Source organism: Actinomyces qiguomingii (assembly GCF_004102025.1).
Classification (GTDB): domain Bacteria; phylum Actinomycetota; class Actinomycetes; order Actinomycetales; family Actinomycetaceae; genus Actinomyces; species Actinomyces qiguomingii.
The window spans coordinates 2,836,912-2,853,832 of sequence record NZ_CP025228.1; the positions used below are offsets into that span (position 1 = coordinate 2,836,912).

Here is a 16,921-nt window from a genome sequence, read left to right on the forward strand (position 1 = left end):
CGGGCGGCCTCCGGGGCGCGGCGGAGCCCCGACAGGCGAGTTCCTCGCCTACGGTGGAGACATGTCGCAACCGCCCACCGGACCATCCGACCCCAACACCCCGGCGTCGGGGCACTCCGGAGCGTCGGAGCAGCCGGAGCCCGCAGCCACTAGCGCCCGCGAGCGCTCCCCGCTAGCCCTGGCGGCCCTGGCCGCGGTCGCGGTTCCCGGACTCGACCCGGCGCGCCTGGCACTCCCCCAGGAGCACTCCCCCGCCCTGCGAGTGGTCGGCGTCGTCGACACCCAGGGGCGTCACTGGGAGGTTCTCGAGACCCACGACGATGCGACCGGTGCGACCCTGGAGGCGGAAGCGGAGGTGCTGCGCCGCATCGGAAGAGTGGTAGACGACGGTCGACTGTCCTTCAACGTACCGCGCCCCGCCGGCGCACTGCGCCTGGAGGCAAGCCACATCCAGGTGCGCAGCCATATGGAGGGGCGCCCCATGAACGTCGCTGCGCTGCGGCCGGGCCCCGGCCTATCGGCAGGACTCGGCAAGGCACTGGGCGAGTTGCACGATCTGCCCACCACCGTGGTCTCCGAGGCGGGCCTTCCCGTCTACGACGCCGAGGATGTGCGCAACCGCTGGCTAAGCCTGCTTGACGACGCCGCCGGAACCGGCAAGGTGCCGCCGGCACTGCTGGCCCGCTGGGAGGTGGCGCTGGAGAACTCGACACTGTGGCGCTTCCGGCCGGTGGTGGTGCACGGCGATCTGGCGCCTGAGAACGTGCTGACCGCGGGCGGTGCAGTGGTGGCGGTGCGCGGCCTGGGGCAGGCGCATGTGGGAGACCCCGCCGAGGACATGGCCTGGGTGTATGCCTCCGTGCCCGTGGACTGCCTGGACGCGGTGGAGTCCGCCTACGATCTGGCGCGCGTGGAGGGCGTTGACCGGCACCTGCGGGATCGGGCGGAACTGGTCAGTGAGTTGAGCCTGGCCCGGTGGTTGATGCATGGGGTGCGCTCCCACAGCGACTCCATCGTCGACGACGCCGTGTCCATGCTGACCGACCTGGCCGATCAGGTCGGTGACGAGCCGCTGGTGGAGCCCACCGGTCCGCGCCTGGCGCCGGTGCCCGGTGACAAGGAGCCGGCCGAGCCGGAGGCGACCACCAGTGAGGTCAAGATGGTGCTGGTGGACGAGCCCGCTGAGGATGCCGGGGAGGGCGCCGGCGGCAGCAACGCGCATGCCGACGAAGCGGAAGGCTCAGGCGCTCACTGATCCCGCGCCTCCAGGGGCTGGCGTATCTCCGCCAAGGTTTGGAGGTCGGCGCTGTCGAGTTCATCGACGTATCCACCGGGTTCGTCCACGTACAGGTAGGCGGCTCGTATCCTCTCAGTGGGTACGTCCTCTTTCGCAGACCAGGCGTGCACGTACACGCTCAGCTGGTCGACCGGCACGCGCACATGGCCGGTCTTCCAGTCGACCACCAGGTAGTCGCCGGTGTCCGGTTCCTTGAAGATGGCGTCGATGCGGCAGCGCAGAGTGGTGTCGCCTACGGTGAGTTCAAGGGATTCCTCGGTAGCCCAAAGTTGGTAACCGTCCAGCAGCGGGTGATTGGCGGCGACGTCGAGCCAGCGCTCTACACGCTTGTGATCCGGTCCGGCAAGGGTGTCGGGGACGCCGGCGTCTTCCAGACTGAACAGGGTGGCGCGGCTGCTCAGGCGCTGCGCGACGGCCTCATGGAAGACCGTGCCCAGCCTTCCGGCGGACTGCGGTTGGGCCGGCAGCGGGCGACGCAGCTCCAGTGCGAATCGAGCCTCGTCATCGCGCAGTTCACCCAGACGGGTGGCGGCCAGGTGGGCGGGTCGGCGGACCGTGGGTGTTTCCGCCGCGGCGGCGTCGCGCTCGGCCAACAGCAGGCGTGCGTCCTCCCACCAGCGGGCCACATGCTCATTGAAACCGGCATCCGTCACACCATCCGCGTCTGGTTCGGCCATATCCGTGTCAGCCGCGGCACCGGGTGCGGTCATGGCACGAGTCACGGACTGGGCGACGGCGATGCGAGCGGCCCGTTCCGAACCCGGGGCGGCCGGCTGCGTCACCGGCCAGGGCGCCTGCGCGACCCCGACGGGGTTGACGGCGTCCTCGGGTACAGCGGTGAAGCCGGGACCGAATTCGGCAAGCAGGTGCGCATCGCGCAACTCGGCCAGGAAGCGGGAGGCGGGTTTGACGGTATTGCCCTCCTTGACCAGGTGTGAGCCGGTCAGCAGCACGTGATGGCGGGCGCGAGTGACGGCCACGTAGGCGAGACGGCGTTCCTCAGCAATCAGGTTACGTCCGAGCGCTAGTCGGTACTGTTCCCTGAGATCCTTGATCTGCGCCTTCTCGTCCGGGCTCAGTTTCACCCCGGCGCCCAGGGGGAAGTCGATGCTACCGAGTTCAAAGGGCGGCAGCTGGTCGGCGTCGGAGCGCAGGGTATAGGGAAACTCTCCCTGAGAGGTCATCCAGGCATTCGTACGCACTTTCATGCCGGCTGCCACCGGACTGCCCCGGTAGGAGGGGAACGAGGTCTCCGTCAGGCCGACCATGGCCACATGATCCCACTCCAGTCCCTTGGCGCCGTGGACGGTCATGATCTGTACGGCACCCGGCTCGGGCTCGACCTCGGGAGCCTCCAGCCCGCGTTCCTCACTGTGCGCATATTCAAGCAACTCCAAGAACCCGGAGACGGTGGGAACCTCAACATCGGCGGCGTACTGTTCGGCGGTGGCCCGGAAGGCGTCCAGGGCGCGCCGCCCCATACGATTGCCGACGCGCGCCGCCAGTTCAACATCCAGACCCAGGGCCTGCTCGGCCACGGCCACCAGGTCCGGCAACGGCAGCGCTAGCGCGCCGCGCACCCGCCGCAGGGCCCGGGCGATCCGCAGCGCCGCCCGCCGGCCCGCCTCAGTCAGGCCGGTGACTGCCGTGTCAATCGCAGTCGGTTCAGCCGGGACCCGCCCGGGTGACCGGGTATTGGAAGCGCGGGCGGCGTCGTCGCGACGGGCCAGTTCCTCTAGCGCCTCGGACAGGGCCGCCTCCTCGAGCTGTTCGGTAGCGGACTGCGCATCCACGCCATTGAGCGGCGCGTGCGCACCGGCGCCGTCGGCCCGGTCCCGCCGGCGCGCAAGCTCACGGGCGAAGCTCTGCAGGGCACGCAAATCGGCAGCGCCGATATCGGTTCCCGTAAGCAGGCGCATGAGCCGGTCGCCGCGTTCAGGGTCTGCGGTCACGGTCAGTAGGGCGCGCACATCCGCCACTTCGGGGATGGAGAGCATGCCGCCCGACACCGCCACCTCGTAGGGAACCCCGCGCGCCTCCAGCGCCTCGGCCACCGGCGTCATCTGGCTGCGGGCGCGACACAGGATGGCCAACTCAGCATCGGGGTGCCAATGCTCCTGCATGAAGTCGGCAACCACCTCGGCCTCCTGCAACGGGTCGGTGAGGAAGGCGGCAAGCACCTTCCCGGCACCCAGGCCGTCGGCGGCCGAACGCTCCTGCAATTCACGCACCGGCACGTATCCGACCGCGGCGTCGCCGGGCCGGTGCTCGGGACTGCGCAGTGGCCCGGAGATGACATTGGCGGCGGCGAGGACCGCGGAGTCGTTGCGCCAGGCTGTGGACAGTTGCAGCACCGGCGTCTCGATCTTGGGATCGCCGCCGCCGGCGACGGTCTGCACGCCGGTGGGGTTGAAGCGATCGTGGAAGGTGTCCAGCGCGCCGGCACTGGCGCCGCGCCAGCCGTAGATGGCCTGATTCGGGTCGCCAACGGCGGTGACGCCCTGATCGGCGAATAAGGCGGACAGTAGCCGCACCTGGGCAACGGAGGTGTCTTGGAACTCGTCCAGCAGCACCGCCGGGAACTGCGCGCGCATGGCCGCCACCGCCTCGGGCACCTCTTCGGCGATGCGGCATGCCAGTTCGAGCCGGTCGCCGAAGTCGACCAGTCCGTGGCGGCGTTTGTAGTCCCGGAAGTCCTGCACGGCGTCGAGCGTGCCCAGCCACACCTCCATGGTTTCCGGCGTGCCTGCGAAGTCGCTGGCCACCCCGCGGGTGCCTGCCAGCCCCGTGAATAGTTCATGCAGCCCTGACAGTTCCTCGCGAGCGGTGTCGACGCTGAGCAGGTTCGTGGACAACGCATTGTCTGCGCGCAGGACGGCGGCGATCGCACTTGACTTGGTCTCCATGGGTAATGGAGTGGTACGCCGCTCAATGATGTCGCTGGCAATCTGCCATTTGCGGGCCTCGGTGATCACGGTGGCGTCCGGGTCGGCGCGGACGTACAGGCCGTATTCGCGCACGAGCGAGCCGGCGAAGGAGTCGTAGGTGGCCACGGTCGGCTCGGGTGCGCCGTCGACGCCGGTGATCAGGCCACTGCCGGCCAGCTGGGTGAGCCGAATGGAGACGCGCTCAGCCAGCTCAGCGGTGGCCTTGCGGGTGAAAGTCAGCCCCAGAACCTGGTCGGGGCGGACAGCACCGGTGGCAACCAGGTGGACAACGCGCTGACTCATGGTGGCGGTCTTGCCGCTGCCGGCGCCGGCGACCACCAGCAGGGGCCGCAACGGGTAGGCGATGACTTGCGACTGCTCCGCGGTGGGTGAGTGCAACCCCAGCCTTTCTGCCAGGACTTCGGGAGTGAGGTCGGCGGCATTCATGCCACGGTCCTCCTTCCTGCGGGGTCAACGGGGCAGCTGGCTCTGAAGGAGCACCGGCTGCAGTCCTTGTTGTGGCGAGCCAGCAGAGTCGGACCCGAGACATCCAGCGCGGCGCGGGCTAGCAGCTCCACATCCCACTCCTCCCCTGTGTCCGGGTCGGGGCTGGGCGCGAGCACCAACCCATCGGGCGCCATGTACACGCCACGATCCTTCGTCTTGCGCGGTGCCATTCCAAGCATTGCAAGACCGGCGCCATCCACCTGATAGCCAACAGCGGCCAGCGCCATGCGGTAGGTGGCAAGCTGCGCGTGGTGACTCGCTCCATTCGGCCTGCCGCCGCCAGTCTTGAAATCGATGACGCGCACCCGCTGCCCCTGCCCGGCGGGTAGCACCCCGTCGGCGGAGGAGTCGGGCAGGACGCCGTCAAGAAACTCCAGGCGATCGATGCGCCCGCGCACGCGCACCGGTATCCGCTCGCCCGCTGTCATGGGGCCACCGGCAACGGTTGCGGCTCCGGTTCCGGCCGGACCTTCGCCGTCGGCCCGCGCCCCGGACTCACCACCGCCGGCGACGACGCTTTGTTGCTTGCCGTCCTCGGGCACGGGCAGGTCCAGGCGAACGTCCACCGTCCGCTCCACCAGGGCGGGAGCGGTACCCGAATGCAGGTAGGCGTCGAGCCGGTCGATCATGTCGCGCACGCGCTTGCGGTCAAGGTCACCCAGCCAGGTGTCCGGGTATCCCAGCTCCGGCATAACGTCTTCCAGGGCCTGACGCAGCGCCTCGCCGCGCAGCCCCTCCCGCTCGGCACGCTCCGCCAGGCCGTGTACTACCACGCCGACCCTTTGGGCATTACCGGCGCCGGTGCCGCCGCCGTTGCGCTGCAGGAACCACCTCAACGGGCAGTTGGTGATGGCATCGACGTCGGAGGGACTGATGCGAATCTCCCTGCCGGGGGTGACCAGGGGCGTAGTGGAGGTCGGCAGCCCCAGGCCGGCCCAGTTGGCGGGATCAGCCGCGCTGACGCCGTCGCGGGCGAGTACGGCCAGCAGCCGCTCGGCCTGCCGGCCGCGCAGGCAAGCCTCGGCATCAGCCCCCTGTAACCGGCCGGCGACGGCTGCGGCGCGCAGCTGCCCGACGAGCCCGGGCAGGGTCAGGTCGCCAACGTCCGCAGCGACCTCGAGCTTGCCATCGTCATTGAAGATCCTCTGCTCGGCCGTGGCCGCGACCTCGAGCAGGAATGGTGAGGGAGCGGTGTCGGCATCCAGTGCGGCGGTGACCACCAAGCGGCGGTTGGCGCGGGAGATAGCTGAAAGGAACATACGACGCTCGTCACCGCGGACCTGGCTGCGGGCCTCGGCGGGGTCCTGAGCGGCCTGGTGTACGCCGTCGGCGGCGAGCGGCAGGCGCCCGGTGACGGCATCGACCAGCAGACCGGACCGGGTCAGGCCATCACGCAGCCGCAGGTCGGGCCACGTCTCCCGCTCCACCCCGGCGACGACGACCACCTCCCACTGGGCTCCTGCCGCTGCCGCGGGCGTGAGGACGGCGACGCCGGGTGGCCGGATACCCTGCGGGGCCACGGTGTCCGAGGGCAGGATCTCCGCGACGAGTTCATCCAAGAAGGCGGTGGCCTTCCCGCCGGGGTGACGCTCGGCCCACACCTCCGCACGTTTAAACAGAACGGTGACCACGTCCAGGTCGTGCTCGGCCGCCTCTGCCATGAGCGCGGCGGTGCGGGAGGTGTGCGGCGTCAGCGCCGTGGCGCGCCACGCCTCCGCACAATCCGAGGCCTGCCAGGCCGCCCACAGGAGCGACTCAACATCGACACGGTCAGCACCGGCGCCCTCGGCGGCGTCCATTACTCGTCGCAGAGCGGCGATCACCCGGCTGGCGCGCTCGATCCGCGCGGCCTGCTCGGCCAACGGCTCATCGGCGAGCTCCCGGGCCACGGCCGCCGCCTCCGCGGGCTCGGCCAGGAGGCCTAGCAGGTTGTCATCGGAACTGCCCTGGGCGGACCGATCGGCGCGCAGGCGGCGGCGCAGGCGGCGCAGATCCAGGTTGGTCAGCCCGATCAGGGGACTGGTGAGCAGATCGAGGGCCGTGGATCGTTCGGGGGGAGATGTGGCCTCACCGAGGGCACCGCCCAGGGCTGCGCGGCATACGTTGATGATCGCAGCCGCGGCGGGTTCGGCACGCAGCAGGACGGCAGGGGTGCTGGAGGCCAGGGGGACGCCGTGGTGGCGCAGCTCGCGGCCCACTGCACGGGCGGTTCCGGCCGAGCGGACAATCACGGCCATCCGGTCCCAGGATGTGTTTCGGTGGACGTGCTCGGAGCGCAGAATGCGGGCGATCTGAGCTGACTGCTGGAGTGGGCCGGAGGCAATGAGGACCTCTACGCCACCGGGGGCTGCGGCGTCGGCGGCGTTGATGTGCTTGACGTACTCGGGGGGCTGAGGATGGCGGTGGGTGGCGGTGCCGGTAATGGGAATGCGATCGGCCTGTGCGGCCCACACCCGGGCGAGTGCAGACGTACCGCGGTGTACGGCATCCAGCGTCAGCCGTTCGGCTGCAAGCCCGGAACGGTCTTCGGCGGCGTTGAGCAGGCTCGGGTTGCCGCCGCGGAAGACCTCGACGGCGGCGTCGGGGTCACCCAGGGCGATGATCTGGGCACGGTGGCCGGCGGCGTCAGGGACGGTGAGGGCAACCAGCATACGGGCAGTGGCGGCCGTGCAGTCCTGATAGTCGTCAACGATGACGACATCGGGTACGGGACGGGGCACTAGCACGCCGTCGTCATCCCAGGTACTCAAAGCTTCGCGGGCGCGATCCTGCAGGCGAGCAGTGTCCATCTCGCGGACGGTGCCGCGGTTGGCGGCGCTGGGACGACCCTGCGCGTCCCAGGTGCGCAGAAGCTCGGCGGCGCGCTGCCAGATGGGGACCTTGAGCTCGGCTCCAAGTCGGGCCAGTTCATCCGCGTCGATGCCGAGCTCCCCCGCGCGGGCCAACAGATTGCGCAGCTCTGTGCGGAAGGCGCGCGACTCCACGGCCTCGGCGGGCAGATCCCCCCAAGTGGTGCCGCGCAGTAGCCGCGCCAGGGCGGCGTCCTCCTCCGCCCCGGCGAGCAGCACGGGGGCGGGCAACGGGTCGGCTCTTTGGGTCAGGGAGGTCTGCAGGATGGTCAGCGCGAGAGATGCGGGGGTGCGCACCCGAACCGTGCCCGAGCGGGCGCCGGCGAGCTTAAGCAGATGAGAGGCGCGCTCGCGCAGGCGATCCGCACGGACACGTGTGGGGGCGAGTAGGACGGCGTCCTTGCCGCGGCCGGTCACCGCCTCGATCAGAAGGCGCAGCGCTGTGGTGGTCTTGCCAGTTCCGGGGGCTCCGAGGATCACCAGGTTCGTACCGTCCGCGGCACGGGCGAGCACCCGAGCGGCGGAGGCGTCCGGCGCGGGAAGCGGTGGCTGCACGAGCGGAGGCAGAAGGCGGGGGGCGCCGGCGGAACTGGTCATGGGCCCATCTCATCACGTGGGTCAGACATGAACTGAACACCCTAAACGTCTTCTGAGCCCCGGATCGGTACGAGCCCTGCCCTCCGTGGTGTCCGCGCGGCGCGAAATGCCCGGGATTCCCGCGGTTCAGACGAACAGATACGGCCGTAAGGCCCATAGGATCAGGGTAGACACCCCACCGCGGTCGTTCACCCACTAGCGGGCGGCCCGGATCCTGATTGAAGGAGCACCCATGCAGGTCACCATTGGAATCAAGCACTCCACGCGCGAGCTCTCGGTGGAGACCTCCGCCTCCCAGGAGGAGATCCTCGCCGCCGTCGCCGATGCCGCCACTTCCTCGGTCACCCTGACGGACGACAAGGGCCGTAAGGTGTTCATCCCTGCGGGCTCGCTCGCCTACATCGAAATCGGGGAGTCCTCCCCCCGCCGCGTCGGCTTCGGCATCTGACCCGCCGCCTCCTCTCCCCCTCCGCACCCCTCCTCTCCCCCTCCCCCCTCCCGTCGAGTTCGGTCGATATAACCGTCGAGTTCGGTTGTTGTGGCCGGGGTGCGATGGGTTTTCCACAGGGTGTTGGTTGGGGGTGGCGGTTGTGGTGGGTGTGTGGGTACGGTTGCCTGGCGTCGGCGCTTTGGCTGGCGCGCCTGTTAGTCCCGTTAGGGTCCTCACCGAGGAGGCCGTGCCCGTTATGTCTACCGTCCCCTTACTCCATTCGATGCCGCATCGGCGCCGGGCTGCGGTCGGGTTCGCTCGTCTGGCGGCCTTGTCCGTGGTGGTTGCCTGGCTGGCACTGGGTGGGGGTTGTTCGCGTGGAAGCGCCACCAGTGGTTTCAGTCCCACCTGGACCCCATCAGCGACTGTCAGTGCTAGTGCCGCGCCCACGCTGTCGCCGGAACAGGCCGCGGCCAGAGCCACCGCCCTGGCCATGGAGCCGCCTGATCCCTACACCCCACAGTTCACCCCCGAAGGCGCCATCACCGCAGCCACATACTTCCTCAACCTCTACCCATACGTCTACGCCACCGGCGACATAGATGCTTTCGAGAAAATGAGTGACGACAACTGCGAATTCTGCGATAGCGTCATTAACAACGCCACCGAACTACACGATGCAGGTGGCTGGATCGACCTATGGGAGCCGGACGTCACACCCCTGGCGTGGTGGACAGACCAAGAAGACCCCAACCGCTACGTAGTACGTGCCCAAGTAACATCCCAGGAACGTGATCAGTATCCAGGAGATGGCCAGCCTCCCCTGCACATTACGCGAACGGAAGACATCTTACTGGTCCAATTGTATTGGAGTGGCCACAATTGGGCAATAGAGATAGTTGATCTAGAAGAGGGAGGCGAAGTTGAATGAAACACCGGGTCAACACACACAACGCCACGTTCGTCATAATATTCTCATTATGGCTTGCTGTTACCCCCGCCGCATTCGCTGATACGCGTTCCGAACATAGTTTCAGCACTGACGCGCATGGTAGTTCGGTGATTGTTTCTGGTGAGGTGTCTTATGATGTGGTGGTGTCGGTTCCGGGTGGGTCGGGTGGGGGCGGTGTCACTGTTGAGGGCGGCACTGGTGGGGTGTTCGATGAGAGGGCCGCTTTTATGGCGAGTTTGTCTTATGCCATGTGCTTCGGTATGAGAATGGGCGTGAACGTCGGAATGCGTGCTGTTGTGCTTGATCCTGACGAGTGCGCCACCGATGCCGCGGCGGCAACCAGCGTCCAAGCCTCCGACGGCACCACCGTGGTGGTTAAGGTCACTGCCGCCAATGTGTCCACCCTGCTGGCCGAGGGCTCAGGCATCACCCGCCAACCCCCAGGCCCAGAAGTACTGCTAACCAAGGACTTCATCGTCTACACCAGCCCCGACACCCAGGTACTAACCACCACCGTAGCCGGAACCGAAGTAACCATCCACGCCACCCCCACCTCCTACACCTGGAACTGGGGAGACGGCACCACCACAACCACCACCGACCCCGGCGCACCCTGGCCCAACCAGACCCTCACCCACCGCTACACCCGCACAGCCACCGACGTCACCACCACCCTTACCACCACCTGGAAAGCCACCTACACCCCCAACGGCGGCACCACCACCCCCGTGGTCGTGATTTGCTTCAGCGTTCGTGTCCGGTTTTGGGCTGAGGATCAGACCGCATGGGTAGGGTCTTCGTGACACCTTGAGGAGGGTGCGCGATGAGCAGTGATGCTGACACGACGAGGGGTTCTGGGCGTCGGGCCAAGGTGTTCTTGTCGCCTTCGCAGAAGTATGAGATCTACGTAAGGCTGATGCGAGAGGAGGTCACGGTGGGGGCGGCTGCGACCGAGGCCGGAGTGGACCGCTCCACGATCGTGAGGCTGCGGCAGGTCGCCAGGCAAGGCGCCTTGGACGCGTTGTCGGCTTCGCGTCCGGGTTCGTCTGGCAAGTCGGCTCGTGATGTCGAGCTTGAGCAGGCCAGGGCCGAGATCGACCGCTTGACCCGTACGGTGACGGAGCAGGCGGTGAAGTTGGTGGTGCTGGAGAAAAAAGGGGGCTCGGTCTGATGCCCGGTGCCCCGGTCCCCGCCCGGGTGGATGCGCCCGTCAAACAGGGGCTTTTGGAGCTGGTGGACTACGCCACCGGTCAGGGCTGGACCGTGGCTAAGGCCTGTGAGGTCCTGGGACTGGCCGAGCGACGCTACCGGCGCTGGAAACGGCGCCAGAACGGGGTAGGACTGGCCGACGCCCGGCCTGGCGCCGCTGTCAATGCCCTGATGCCGTGCGAGATCGAGGCGATTGTGGACGCCTTCGAGACTTTCGGTGAGAAGGACTTCTCTCACCGTCGCCTGGCTCACCGAGGCTCCTACAACGGGTTGTTCTGGGCGTCGGCCTCCACCGTCCGCAGGGTCCTGAATGACCACGAGCTTCGGTTCAGGCATCCCGCCCGGCCAGCGCGCTCCAAGCGTCGTCCGTTCCCCGACTGGGCGACGTACAAGCCCAACTCGATCTGGATCTACGACTCCACTCACTTCACCGCCTGCGGCATGACTGTGCTGATCATCGAGGATCTGGTCTCACGCAAGTGGATCACCCATGTGGTCTCCAGCGAGGAGACCCACCACCAGGTCCGCCTCGCCTTCGAGCAGGCCCTGGACGCCGAAGGCCTGCTCGAGGCCGCCCTGGAACGAGCCCAGGCCCTGAAGCGCCGGCTGACGCTTGACGGAGACGATGAACTGACCCCGATCCTGTTGGCGGTGTCCGACAACGGCTCCCAGATGATTGCTGCCAACACCCGCAGGTTCATGGCCATGGTCGCCATCGCCCAGCACTTCGGACGGCCGGCGACACGCGGCCGACCAGGCCCGGGGTCGAGTCCCTCAACGGAACACTCAAGGCCGAGTGGCCTCACCTGCTGGCAATCACCGATCCCGCTGTCCTGAGGGCCGAACTCGACTCTGTGCGCACCGAGTACAACAGCCAGCGCTTGCACTCCGGAATCGGCTACGTCACACCCCTGGACGAGCACACCGGGCGCGGGCCGGCCATCCGCAAGGCCCGCCAGGAAGGCCTGAAACGGGCCGCTCAGCAGCGCCTTGCCTACAACCGCAAACAACGAGACAATCAAACCAACCAAGAAGACCACGATGATGTCTGATCCAACCGCCCCAAGCGGACATTAACGCTGAAACAGGTCAGTCGGAACCATCACCACCACCAACACCACCACCCCCTACAACATCGTCCGCACCCTCACCTACCTCACCGACCAAGCCGAAACCCAAAAACGACACTAACCAAACCCAGCCCCACCACCACCATCGCCCATGCGCATCCACATCCACAGGTGCTACAGCCGGTCGTGCTTCTCACAGAACACGTGGTCGCCCATGATCTTGAAGCCGTCTCGCTCGGCCGCACGCAGCGCGTCGTGCTCGGTGTAGCTCAGTGCCAGTACCCGCTCGATCGCCGTGCCATCCGGGTCATGGACAGTGTCCACCACCCGGTGTGCGACCATGCGTTCACACCCCTCGTGGTCACAGCGGACGGCGATGGCCTCGCGGCGGATGAACATGTGATCCCCTCTCCGGTTCGGGATTGCTACTCATGGCTTAGTGCGAATCTGCTTCGCCTGCGGACCCGCCGAGGGTGTCCACGCTCCCGGCCGCAGCCCGGCAGTATCATGCCTCACGGCAAGGTGTTCCACACGACCATTTCCGGCTCCTCCGACTTAAGGGTGTTGTGGGCGAGTGTGGGCTCGGCCGGCTGCCGACCTCGTACTTGGACCGCGTTCCTGCGGTTGGACCGGGCTTCTGCGGTTGGACCGTCTGAGAGTGCGTTTCAGGTGGTCCATCCGCAGGCAGGCGGTCCACGTGCGGGGGTGCCGATTCTGGGCCCTTCCCCACCCCACCAGCCCCACCAACCGAACTCGATCGTCATATCGACCGAACTCGTTGGTAATATCGACCGAACTCGGCGAATACGGCTCGACCGGAAGAACCCCATTTCCGGGGATGTTCAAATGCGCGCACATCCCCACGCTCCCAACCCGATCCGCTCCGGCGACTACGCTGATCCGCGATGTCGCCCGTAATCACCTACGCCCTACTGTTCCTCGCCGGCGTTGTCGCCGGCATCGTCGGCTACCTGGTGGGGATGGCCTCGCTCGTCTCCTACCCGGCGATGGTGGCCCTGGGCGTGCCCCCGGTGGTCGCCAACGCATCCAACACGGTCAGCCTGATTCCCGGCGGCATCGGCTCGTTGATCACCTCCTGGGACCGGCTGAGGCAGATCCGCTACTACCCGCTGCTCCCGCAGGTACTCATCGCCGTCGTCGGCGGGCTCGTGGGCGGGACGCTGCTGCTGGTGGCGCCACCGGGAGTGTTCGAGGCCATCGTGCCCTGGCTCGTACTGTTGGCGACCGTGATGGTCGCCCTCAGTCCGTGGCTGCGGCAAGGCGCCGCCAACTACCGCCTGGCCGCCCCCGCCTTCCTGACCCTAATGGCCGCGATCATGGTTTACAGCGGCTACTTCGGCGCCGGCGCGGGGGTGCTCTTCTTCGCCCTGTGTACCCTGGGCACACCCATGAACACGCATGCCGCCATTGTCATGAAGACACCCATGCTGACCCTGTCCAACTTCTCCGCCGCCGTGCTGTTCATCGTGCAGGACAGGGTCGACTGGGGCGCGGCAATCGCCGTCGGCATCGGCTCCTTCGCCGGCGGTTACGTGGCGCCCCTGATTCAGCGACTCATTCCCGAGCGGGTCATTCATGCCGCCGTCGTGGTCGGCGGGCTGGTACTTACCGCCTGGTTACTGTTCGGCCGGTGATCCCGCCCCGACGACGACGCTTCCGGAACCCTTGATGCTTCCCGACGACGCCGCTCGCCTAGACCCGCAGCCCCAGTCCGCGCATACGGGTAATCGCCCCCTGAGAAAGGGCCTCATGCAGCGCCTCGGCATCCGCACCTGAGGCCGCCAAGTCCGGCGCCGCTGCCAGCAGCCGCTTCATGGTGCCGATCTCCTCACCCACCACACGGCGCCCCCACAGTCCCAGACGAGCCGCGAGCTGCGTGTCGGCATCAATGGCCGGTACCAGCTGTGCCGGGGCGAAGGCGGCGAGACGATCGGTGTCGGCCTCCCGCGTCAGCAAATCGCGCAATGACGCGGCGAGTGTATCCGCGAGCGCGACGACGAAGTCCCGCAGCAGTCCGAAGGTCAGGTAGGTTTTGGTCAGCCGTTCATACCAGTCCAGTGGCCGCAGTCGCTCATCGAAGTCACCCAGAGCTCCGATGAAGGGTGCAGCAGCCGTCAACACATCGACTCCCGCGGCAGACGCCTCCTGATGCAGGCGATCCAGGGATGCCACCGCCTCCGCACTCATGCGCAGCAGCTCGACGCGCGAAGACATGTCGGGCGCCTTGTCGGCGTCTTTTGCGTAACGGGTGCAGGCGATGGTCCGCGCGTAGGCTGCCAGCCCGGCCACGGCCGCCGCGTGCTGTGATGGCGATGCAGCCGAGGTCCGGTCGGCGGGGGAGAGTAAGCTCGTCATGTAACCAGGTTAGGCCCTGAGCCTGTCGCATGGACGTCCTCCAGGACCTTTCCAGACGACGCCGCATATTTCATCGTCCTGCCCGATGCGTTCCCCCGGTGCCCCCGCAGCCCCTTTCCAGGTGAGCCGGAAAACACGTCAACAGCCACATCCCTTCGACCCGATCATCTAGGCTGGTCCCAGGTTGCCCGGTCGCCATGCCCGTCGTCATGTCCTTCGGCCTCGCCTGCCCGCCACGGCCACGTGCGAGGCGTCCTTCGCGATCGGCTGCCGCACATGACCGCAGGCGCGGACGCCGTACATCGGTACGCTGCGCGCTCCTACCATCCGGGCCCTCGGCCCAGAACAACCGAAAGCACAAAGCACACCGTGACCGAGCAGACCGCAACAACTGAATCATTCGCATCACCATCGGCATCCGGGGCGCGGTCGGTCGAGCCCGCAGATCAGCCCGCCGCACCGCCCGACTCTGCCTCCGGCATCATCTCCACCGCCCAGGCTCACGCCCCGGTCCTGGATGACGCCAAGCCTGACATCACCGAGGCCGATTCCGAGTCCGACCTGACCACGCGCACCTTCGCCGACTTCGGCGTCGAGGAAGAGATCTGTCAGGCGCTGGCGGACAAGGGCATCATCCACCCCTTCCCGATCCAGGCGCTGACCCTGCCGATTGCGCTGCGTGGTCAGGACATCATCGGTCAGGCCAAGACCGGCACCGGCAAAACCCTTGGCTTTGGCATTCCCCTGCTCATGGACACCCTCGGCCCCGGCGAGGAGGGCTGGGATGAGGACCCCGCCGCCGGTTCCCCGCAGGCGCTGGTGGTCCTGCCCACGCGGGAGCTGGCCAAGCAGGTCGCCGAGGAACTGGCCGGAGCCGCCGCCAAACGCACCGTGCGCATCGCTCAGGTGTACGGTGGACGCGCCTATGAGCCGCAGATCGAGGCCATTGAGCGCGGAGCCGAGATCGTCGTCGGCACGCCCGGCCGCATCATTGACCTGATGGACCGCCGGGTCCTGGACTTGACACACGTGACCACCGTGGTGCTGGACGAGGCCGACGAGATGCTGGATCTGGGTTTTCTCCCGGACGTGGAGAAGATCCTGTCGCGTACCCGCTCCGATCGTCACACCATGCTGTTCAGCGCCACCATGCCGGGCGCTGTCGTCGCATTGGCGCGCCGCTACATGACCAAGCCGACCCATATCCGCGCCCAGGATCCGGGCGACGACTCCATGACGGTTAAGACCGTCCAGCAGGTCGTCTACCGCGCCCATGCCCTGAACAAGGTTGAGGTGCTCTCTCGTATTCTGCAGGCCGAGGGCCGCGGTCGCACCATCATCTTTGCTCGCACCAAGCGCACAGCCGCCCGTGTGGCCGAGGATCTGGGGGCGCGCGGCTTCGCCACCGCCGCTCTGCACGGCGACCTGGGGCAGGGTGCCCGGGAGCAGGCGCTGCGTGCCTTGCGCAAGGGCAAGGTCGACGTGCTGGTGGCCACCGATGTGGCGGCGCGCGGAATCGACGTCGACGACGTCACCCACGTAATCAACTACCAGTGCCCCGAGGACGAGAAGATCTACGTTCACCGCATCGGCCGCACCGGACGGGCCGGAGGCTCGGGCACTGCCATCACTTTCGTCGACTGGGATGACGTGTCCCGCTGGCGGCTGATCGCCAAGGCCCTGGGACTGCCGATTGAGGAGCCGGTGGAGACCTACCACACTTCTGACCACCTGTACGCCGACCTCGGCATCCCCCGGGACGTCACCGGGAGACTCCCGCGCAGCAAACGGGTACTTGCGGGCTTGGACGCCGAGCAGATCGAGGACCTGGGCGAGACCGGCAGACGCAACCACTCACGCGACACGCGTGGCGGCCGCGGACAAGGTCGCGGACACAGCCGCCGTAGCGGGGCGGGGAGAACCTCCACCGCCGGTGCCAGGGGATCGGGTCGCACCGCGTCCACTCAGGGCGACAGGCCTCACCGCAAGCGCAACCGGCGTCGCACCCATGGTGGCCGTGCCGAGTCCTGAGCACGTCCTCGGGCAACCATCAACGCGTCATTAAGGTGTCGACGTAGGCGAGCACGCCGTCGGCGATCATCTGCACTGCGATAGCCGCCAGCAGCAGACCGAAGATGCGGGTGAGCACCTGGATGGCCGACTCGCCCAGCAGTCGGTGCAGTCCCACGGAGAACCTCAGGGCCGCCCAGGTGACGATATGCGTAACCACAATGGCTCCGGTCACGCTCACCCAGCCGATCATCGGCCCCGGTGCCGAATCAACCGCCACCATGGTGGCGACTATCGCTCCCGGTCCCGCCAGCAGGGGTGTGCCCAGGGGGACGAGGGCGGTATTAGTCGCCACCGCGTCCGGATCCGGGTGCTCATCGACGCGGTCGGTTAGCAGTTCGAGCGCCACCAGTAACAGCAGCAGCCCACCGGATACCTGCAGCGCCGGCACGGTGATACCCAGGAAACGCAGAATGTAGCGCCCGAAGATCGCGAAGGCGAGAATAACCGCGAATGACACCAGGGTGGCCTGGCGGGCCGAACGCGTGCGCTCCGCCTTGGTTTGGCGGCTGGTCAGCGATAGGAAGATGGGGATGGCTCCCAGCGGATCCTGGATTACCAGGATGGTGGTCAAGGCGGTGGCGAAGAGCGTAGGGTCGAATACGTTGTTGAGCATGGGCAAAGCTGGTTGTGGACG

General features: G+C 67.4%; 14 protein-coding genes. 9 read left to right on the top strand and 5 right to left on the bottom strand.

The window, feature by feature from the left end; translation table 11 throughout:
- The first annotated feature begins 61 nt into the window (after positions 1-61).
- The gene (locus CWT10_RS11965) at positions 62-1,255 is read left to right on the top strand and encodes a phosphotransferase (protein WP_103061956.1); all 1,194 of its coding nucleotides are present in this window, start codon (positions 62-64) and stop codon (positions 1,253-1,255) included.
- Here CWT10_RS11965 and CWT10_RS11970 read toward each other — a convergent pair.
- Positions 1,249-4,671, bottom strand: a complete 3,423-nt coding sequence (locus tag CWT10_RS11970) for an ATP-dependent helicase (RefSeq protein WP_103061955.1) — start codon at positions 4,669-4,671, stop codon at positions 1,249-1,251. The genes CWT10_RS11965 and CWT10_RS11970 overlap by 7 nt on opposite strands.
- On the bottom strand, positions 4,668-8,177 hold the full coding sequence (locus CWT10_RS11975; protein WP_103061954.1) for a UrvD/REP family ATP-dependent DNA helicase: 3,510 nt from the start codon (positions 8,175-8,177) through the stop codon (positions 4,668-4,670). Before CWT10_RS11975 ends, CWT10_RS11970 begins: the two co-directional genes overlap by 4 nt.
- A 232-nt stretch (positions 8,178-8,409) precedes the next feature.
- Here CWT10_RS11975 and CWT10_RS11980 point away from each other — a divergent pair, with 232 nt between their 5' ends.
- From CWT10_RS11980 to CWT10_RS17085, 6 genes are all read left to right on the top strand, one after another.
- Positions 8,410-8,625, top strand: coding sequence for a DUF3107 domain-containing protein (locus tag CWT10_RS11980; RefSeq protein ID WP_103061953.1), 216 nt, complete (start codon positions 8,410-8,412; stop codon positions 8,623-8,625).
- Positions 8,626-8,863: 238 nt separating this feature from the next.
- Positions 8,864-9,538 carry a DUF6318 family protein gene (locus CWT10_RS11985; RefSeq protein ID WP_128683468.1) on the top strand — a complete coding sequence of 225 codons (675 nt, stop codon included), beginning with the start codon at positions 8,864-8,866 and terminating at the stop codon, positions 9,536-9,538.
- A 128-nt stretch (positions 9,539-9,666) separates the two neighbouring features.
- Entirely contained in the window at positions 9,667-10,362 is a 696-nt protein-coding gene (locus CWT10_RS16950) for a hypothetical protein (protein WP_174721964.1), read from the top strand.
- A 20-nt stretch (positions 10,363-10,382) separates the two neighbouring features.
- The gene (locus CWT10_RS17450; protein WP_128683201.1) at positions 10,383-10,730 is read left to right on the top strand and encodes a hypothetical protein; all 348 of its coding nucleotides are present in this window, start codon (positions 10,383-10,385) and stop codon (positions 10,728-10,730) included.
- Entirely contained in the window at positions 10,730-11,605 is an 876-nt protein-coding gene (locus tag CWT10_RS17080; protein ID WP_244936740.1) for a DDE-type integrase/transposase/recombinase, read from the top strand. Before CWT10_RS17450 ends, CWT10_RS17080 begins: the two co-directional genes overlap by 1 nt.
- Complete coding sequence (locus CWT10_RS17085; protein WP_425321000.1) at positions 11,578-11,820, top strand: integrase core domain-containing protein; 243 nt, start codon at positions 11,578-11,580, stop codon at positions 11,818-11,820. Before CWT10_RS17080 ends, CWT10_RS17085 begins: the two co-directional genes overlap by 28 nt.
- 192 nt (positions 11,821-12,012) lie before the next feature.
- On the opposite strand, the gene CWT10_RS12005 is transcribed toward CWT10_RS17085, so the two are convergent.
- Positions 12,013-12,237: a hypothetical protein gene (locus CWT10_RS12005; protein WP_103062147.1), complete on the bottom strand. Its 225-nt coding sequence runs from the start codon at positions 12,235-12,237 to the stop codon at positions 12,013-12,015.
- Between the two features lie 506 nt (positions 12,238-12,743).
- Here CWT10_RS12005 and CWT10_RS12010 point away from each other — a divergent pair.
- The gene (locus CWT10_RS12010; protein WP_103062148.1) at positions 12,744-13,493 is read left to right on the top strand and encodes a sulfite exporter TauE/SafE family protein; all 750 of its coding nucleotides are present in this window, start codon (positions 12,744-12,746) and stop codon (positions 13,491-13,493) included.
- Between the two features lie 58 nt (positions 13,494-13,551).
- On the opposite strand, the gene CWT10_RS12015 is transcribed toward CWT10_RS12010, so the two are convergent.
- On the bottom strand, positions 13,552-14,214 hold the full coding sequence (locus CWT10_RS12015) for a ferritin-like fold-containing protein (RefSeq protein ID WP_103062149.1): 663 nt from the start codon (positions 14,212-14,214) through the stop codon (positions 13,552-13,554).
- 276 nt (positions 14,215-14,490) lie between these two features.
- Between CWT10_RS12015 and CWT10_RS12020 the strand changes: the two genes are divergently transcribed.
- Complete coding sequence (locus tag CWT10_RS12020) at positions 14,491-16,245, top strand: DEAD/DEAH box helicase (RefSeq protein WP_416171689.1); 1,755 nt, start codon at positions 14,491-14,493, stop codon at positions 16,243-16,245.
- Between the two features lie 19 nt (positions 16,246-16,264).
- On the opposite strand, the gene CWT10_RS12025 is transcribed toward CWT10_RS12020, so the two are convergent.
- Positions 16,265-16,900 carry a MarC family protein gene (locus tag CWT10_RS12025; protein WP_103062151.1) on the bottom strand — a complete coding sequence of 212 codons (636 nt, stop codon included), beginning with the start codon at positions 16,898-16,900 and terminating at the stop codon, positions 16,265-16,267.
- Positions 16,901-16,921 lie beyond the last annotated feature (21 nt).

What these genes read in the sequence shown, in the direction of transcription:
- CWT10_RS11965 (WP_103061956.1), top strand. Translation starts at nt 62, where the DNA reads ATGTCGCAACCGCCCACCGGACCATCCGACCCCAACACCCCGGCGTCG.
- CWT10_RS11970 (WP_103061955.1), bottom strand. Translation starts at nt 4,671, where the DNA reads ATGAATGCCGCCGACCTCACTCCCGAAGTCCTGGCAGAAAGGCTGGGG.
- CWT10_RS11975 (WP_103061954.1), bottom strand. Translation starts at nt 8,177, where the DNA reads ATGACCAGTTCCGCCGGCGCCCCCCGCCTTCTGCCTCCGCTCGTGCAG.
- CWT10_RS11980 (WP_103061953.1), top strand. Translation starts at nt 8,410, where the DNA reads ATGCAGGTCACCATTGGAATCAAGCACTCCACGCGCGAGCTCTCGGTG.
- CWT10_RS11985 (WP_128683468.1), top strand. Translation starts at nt 8,864, where the DNA reads ATGTCTACCGTCCCCTTACTCCATTCGATGCCGCATCGGCGCCGGGCT.
- CWT10_RS17450 (WP_128683201.1), top strand. Translation starts at nt 10,383, where the DNA reads ATGAGCAGTGATGCTGACACGACGAGGGGTTCTGGGCGTCGGGCCAAG.
- CWT10_RS17080 (WP_244936740.1), top strand. Translation starts at nt 10,730, where the DNA reads ATGCCCGGTGCCCCGGTCCCCGCCCGGGTGGATGCGCCCGTCAAACAG.
- CWT10_RS12005 (WP_103062147.1), bottom strand. Translation starts at nt 12,237, where the DNA reads ATGTTCATCCGCCGCGAGGCCATCGCCGTCCGCTGTGACCACGAGGGG.
- CWT10_RS12010 (WP_103062148.1), top strand. Translation starts at nt 12,744, where the DNA reads ATGTCGCCCGTAATCACCTACGCCCTACTGTTCCTCGCCGGCGTTGTC.
- CWT10_RS12015 (WP_103062149.1), bottom strand. Translation starts at nt 14,214, where the DNA reads ATGACGAGCTTACTCTCCCCCGCCGACCGGACCTCGGCTGCATCGCCA.
- CWT10_RS12020 (WP_416171689.1), top strand. Translation starts at nt 14,491, where the DNA reads ATGACCGCAGGCGCGGACGCCGTACATCGGTACGCTGCGCGCTCCTAC.
- CWT10_RS12025 (WP_103062151.1), bottom strand. Translation starts at nt 16,900, where the DNA reads ATGCTCAACAACGTATTCGACCCTACGCTCTTCGCCACCGCCTTGACC.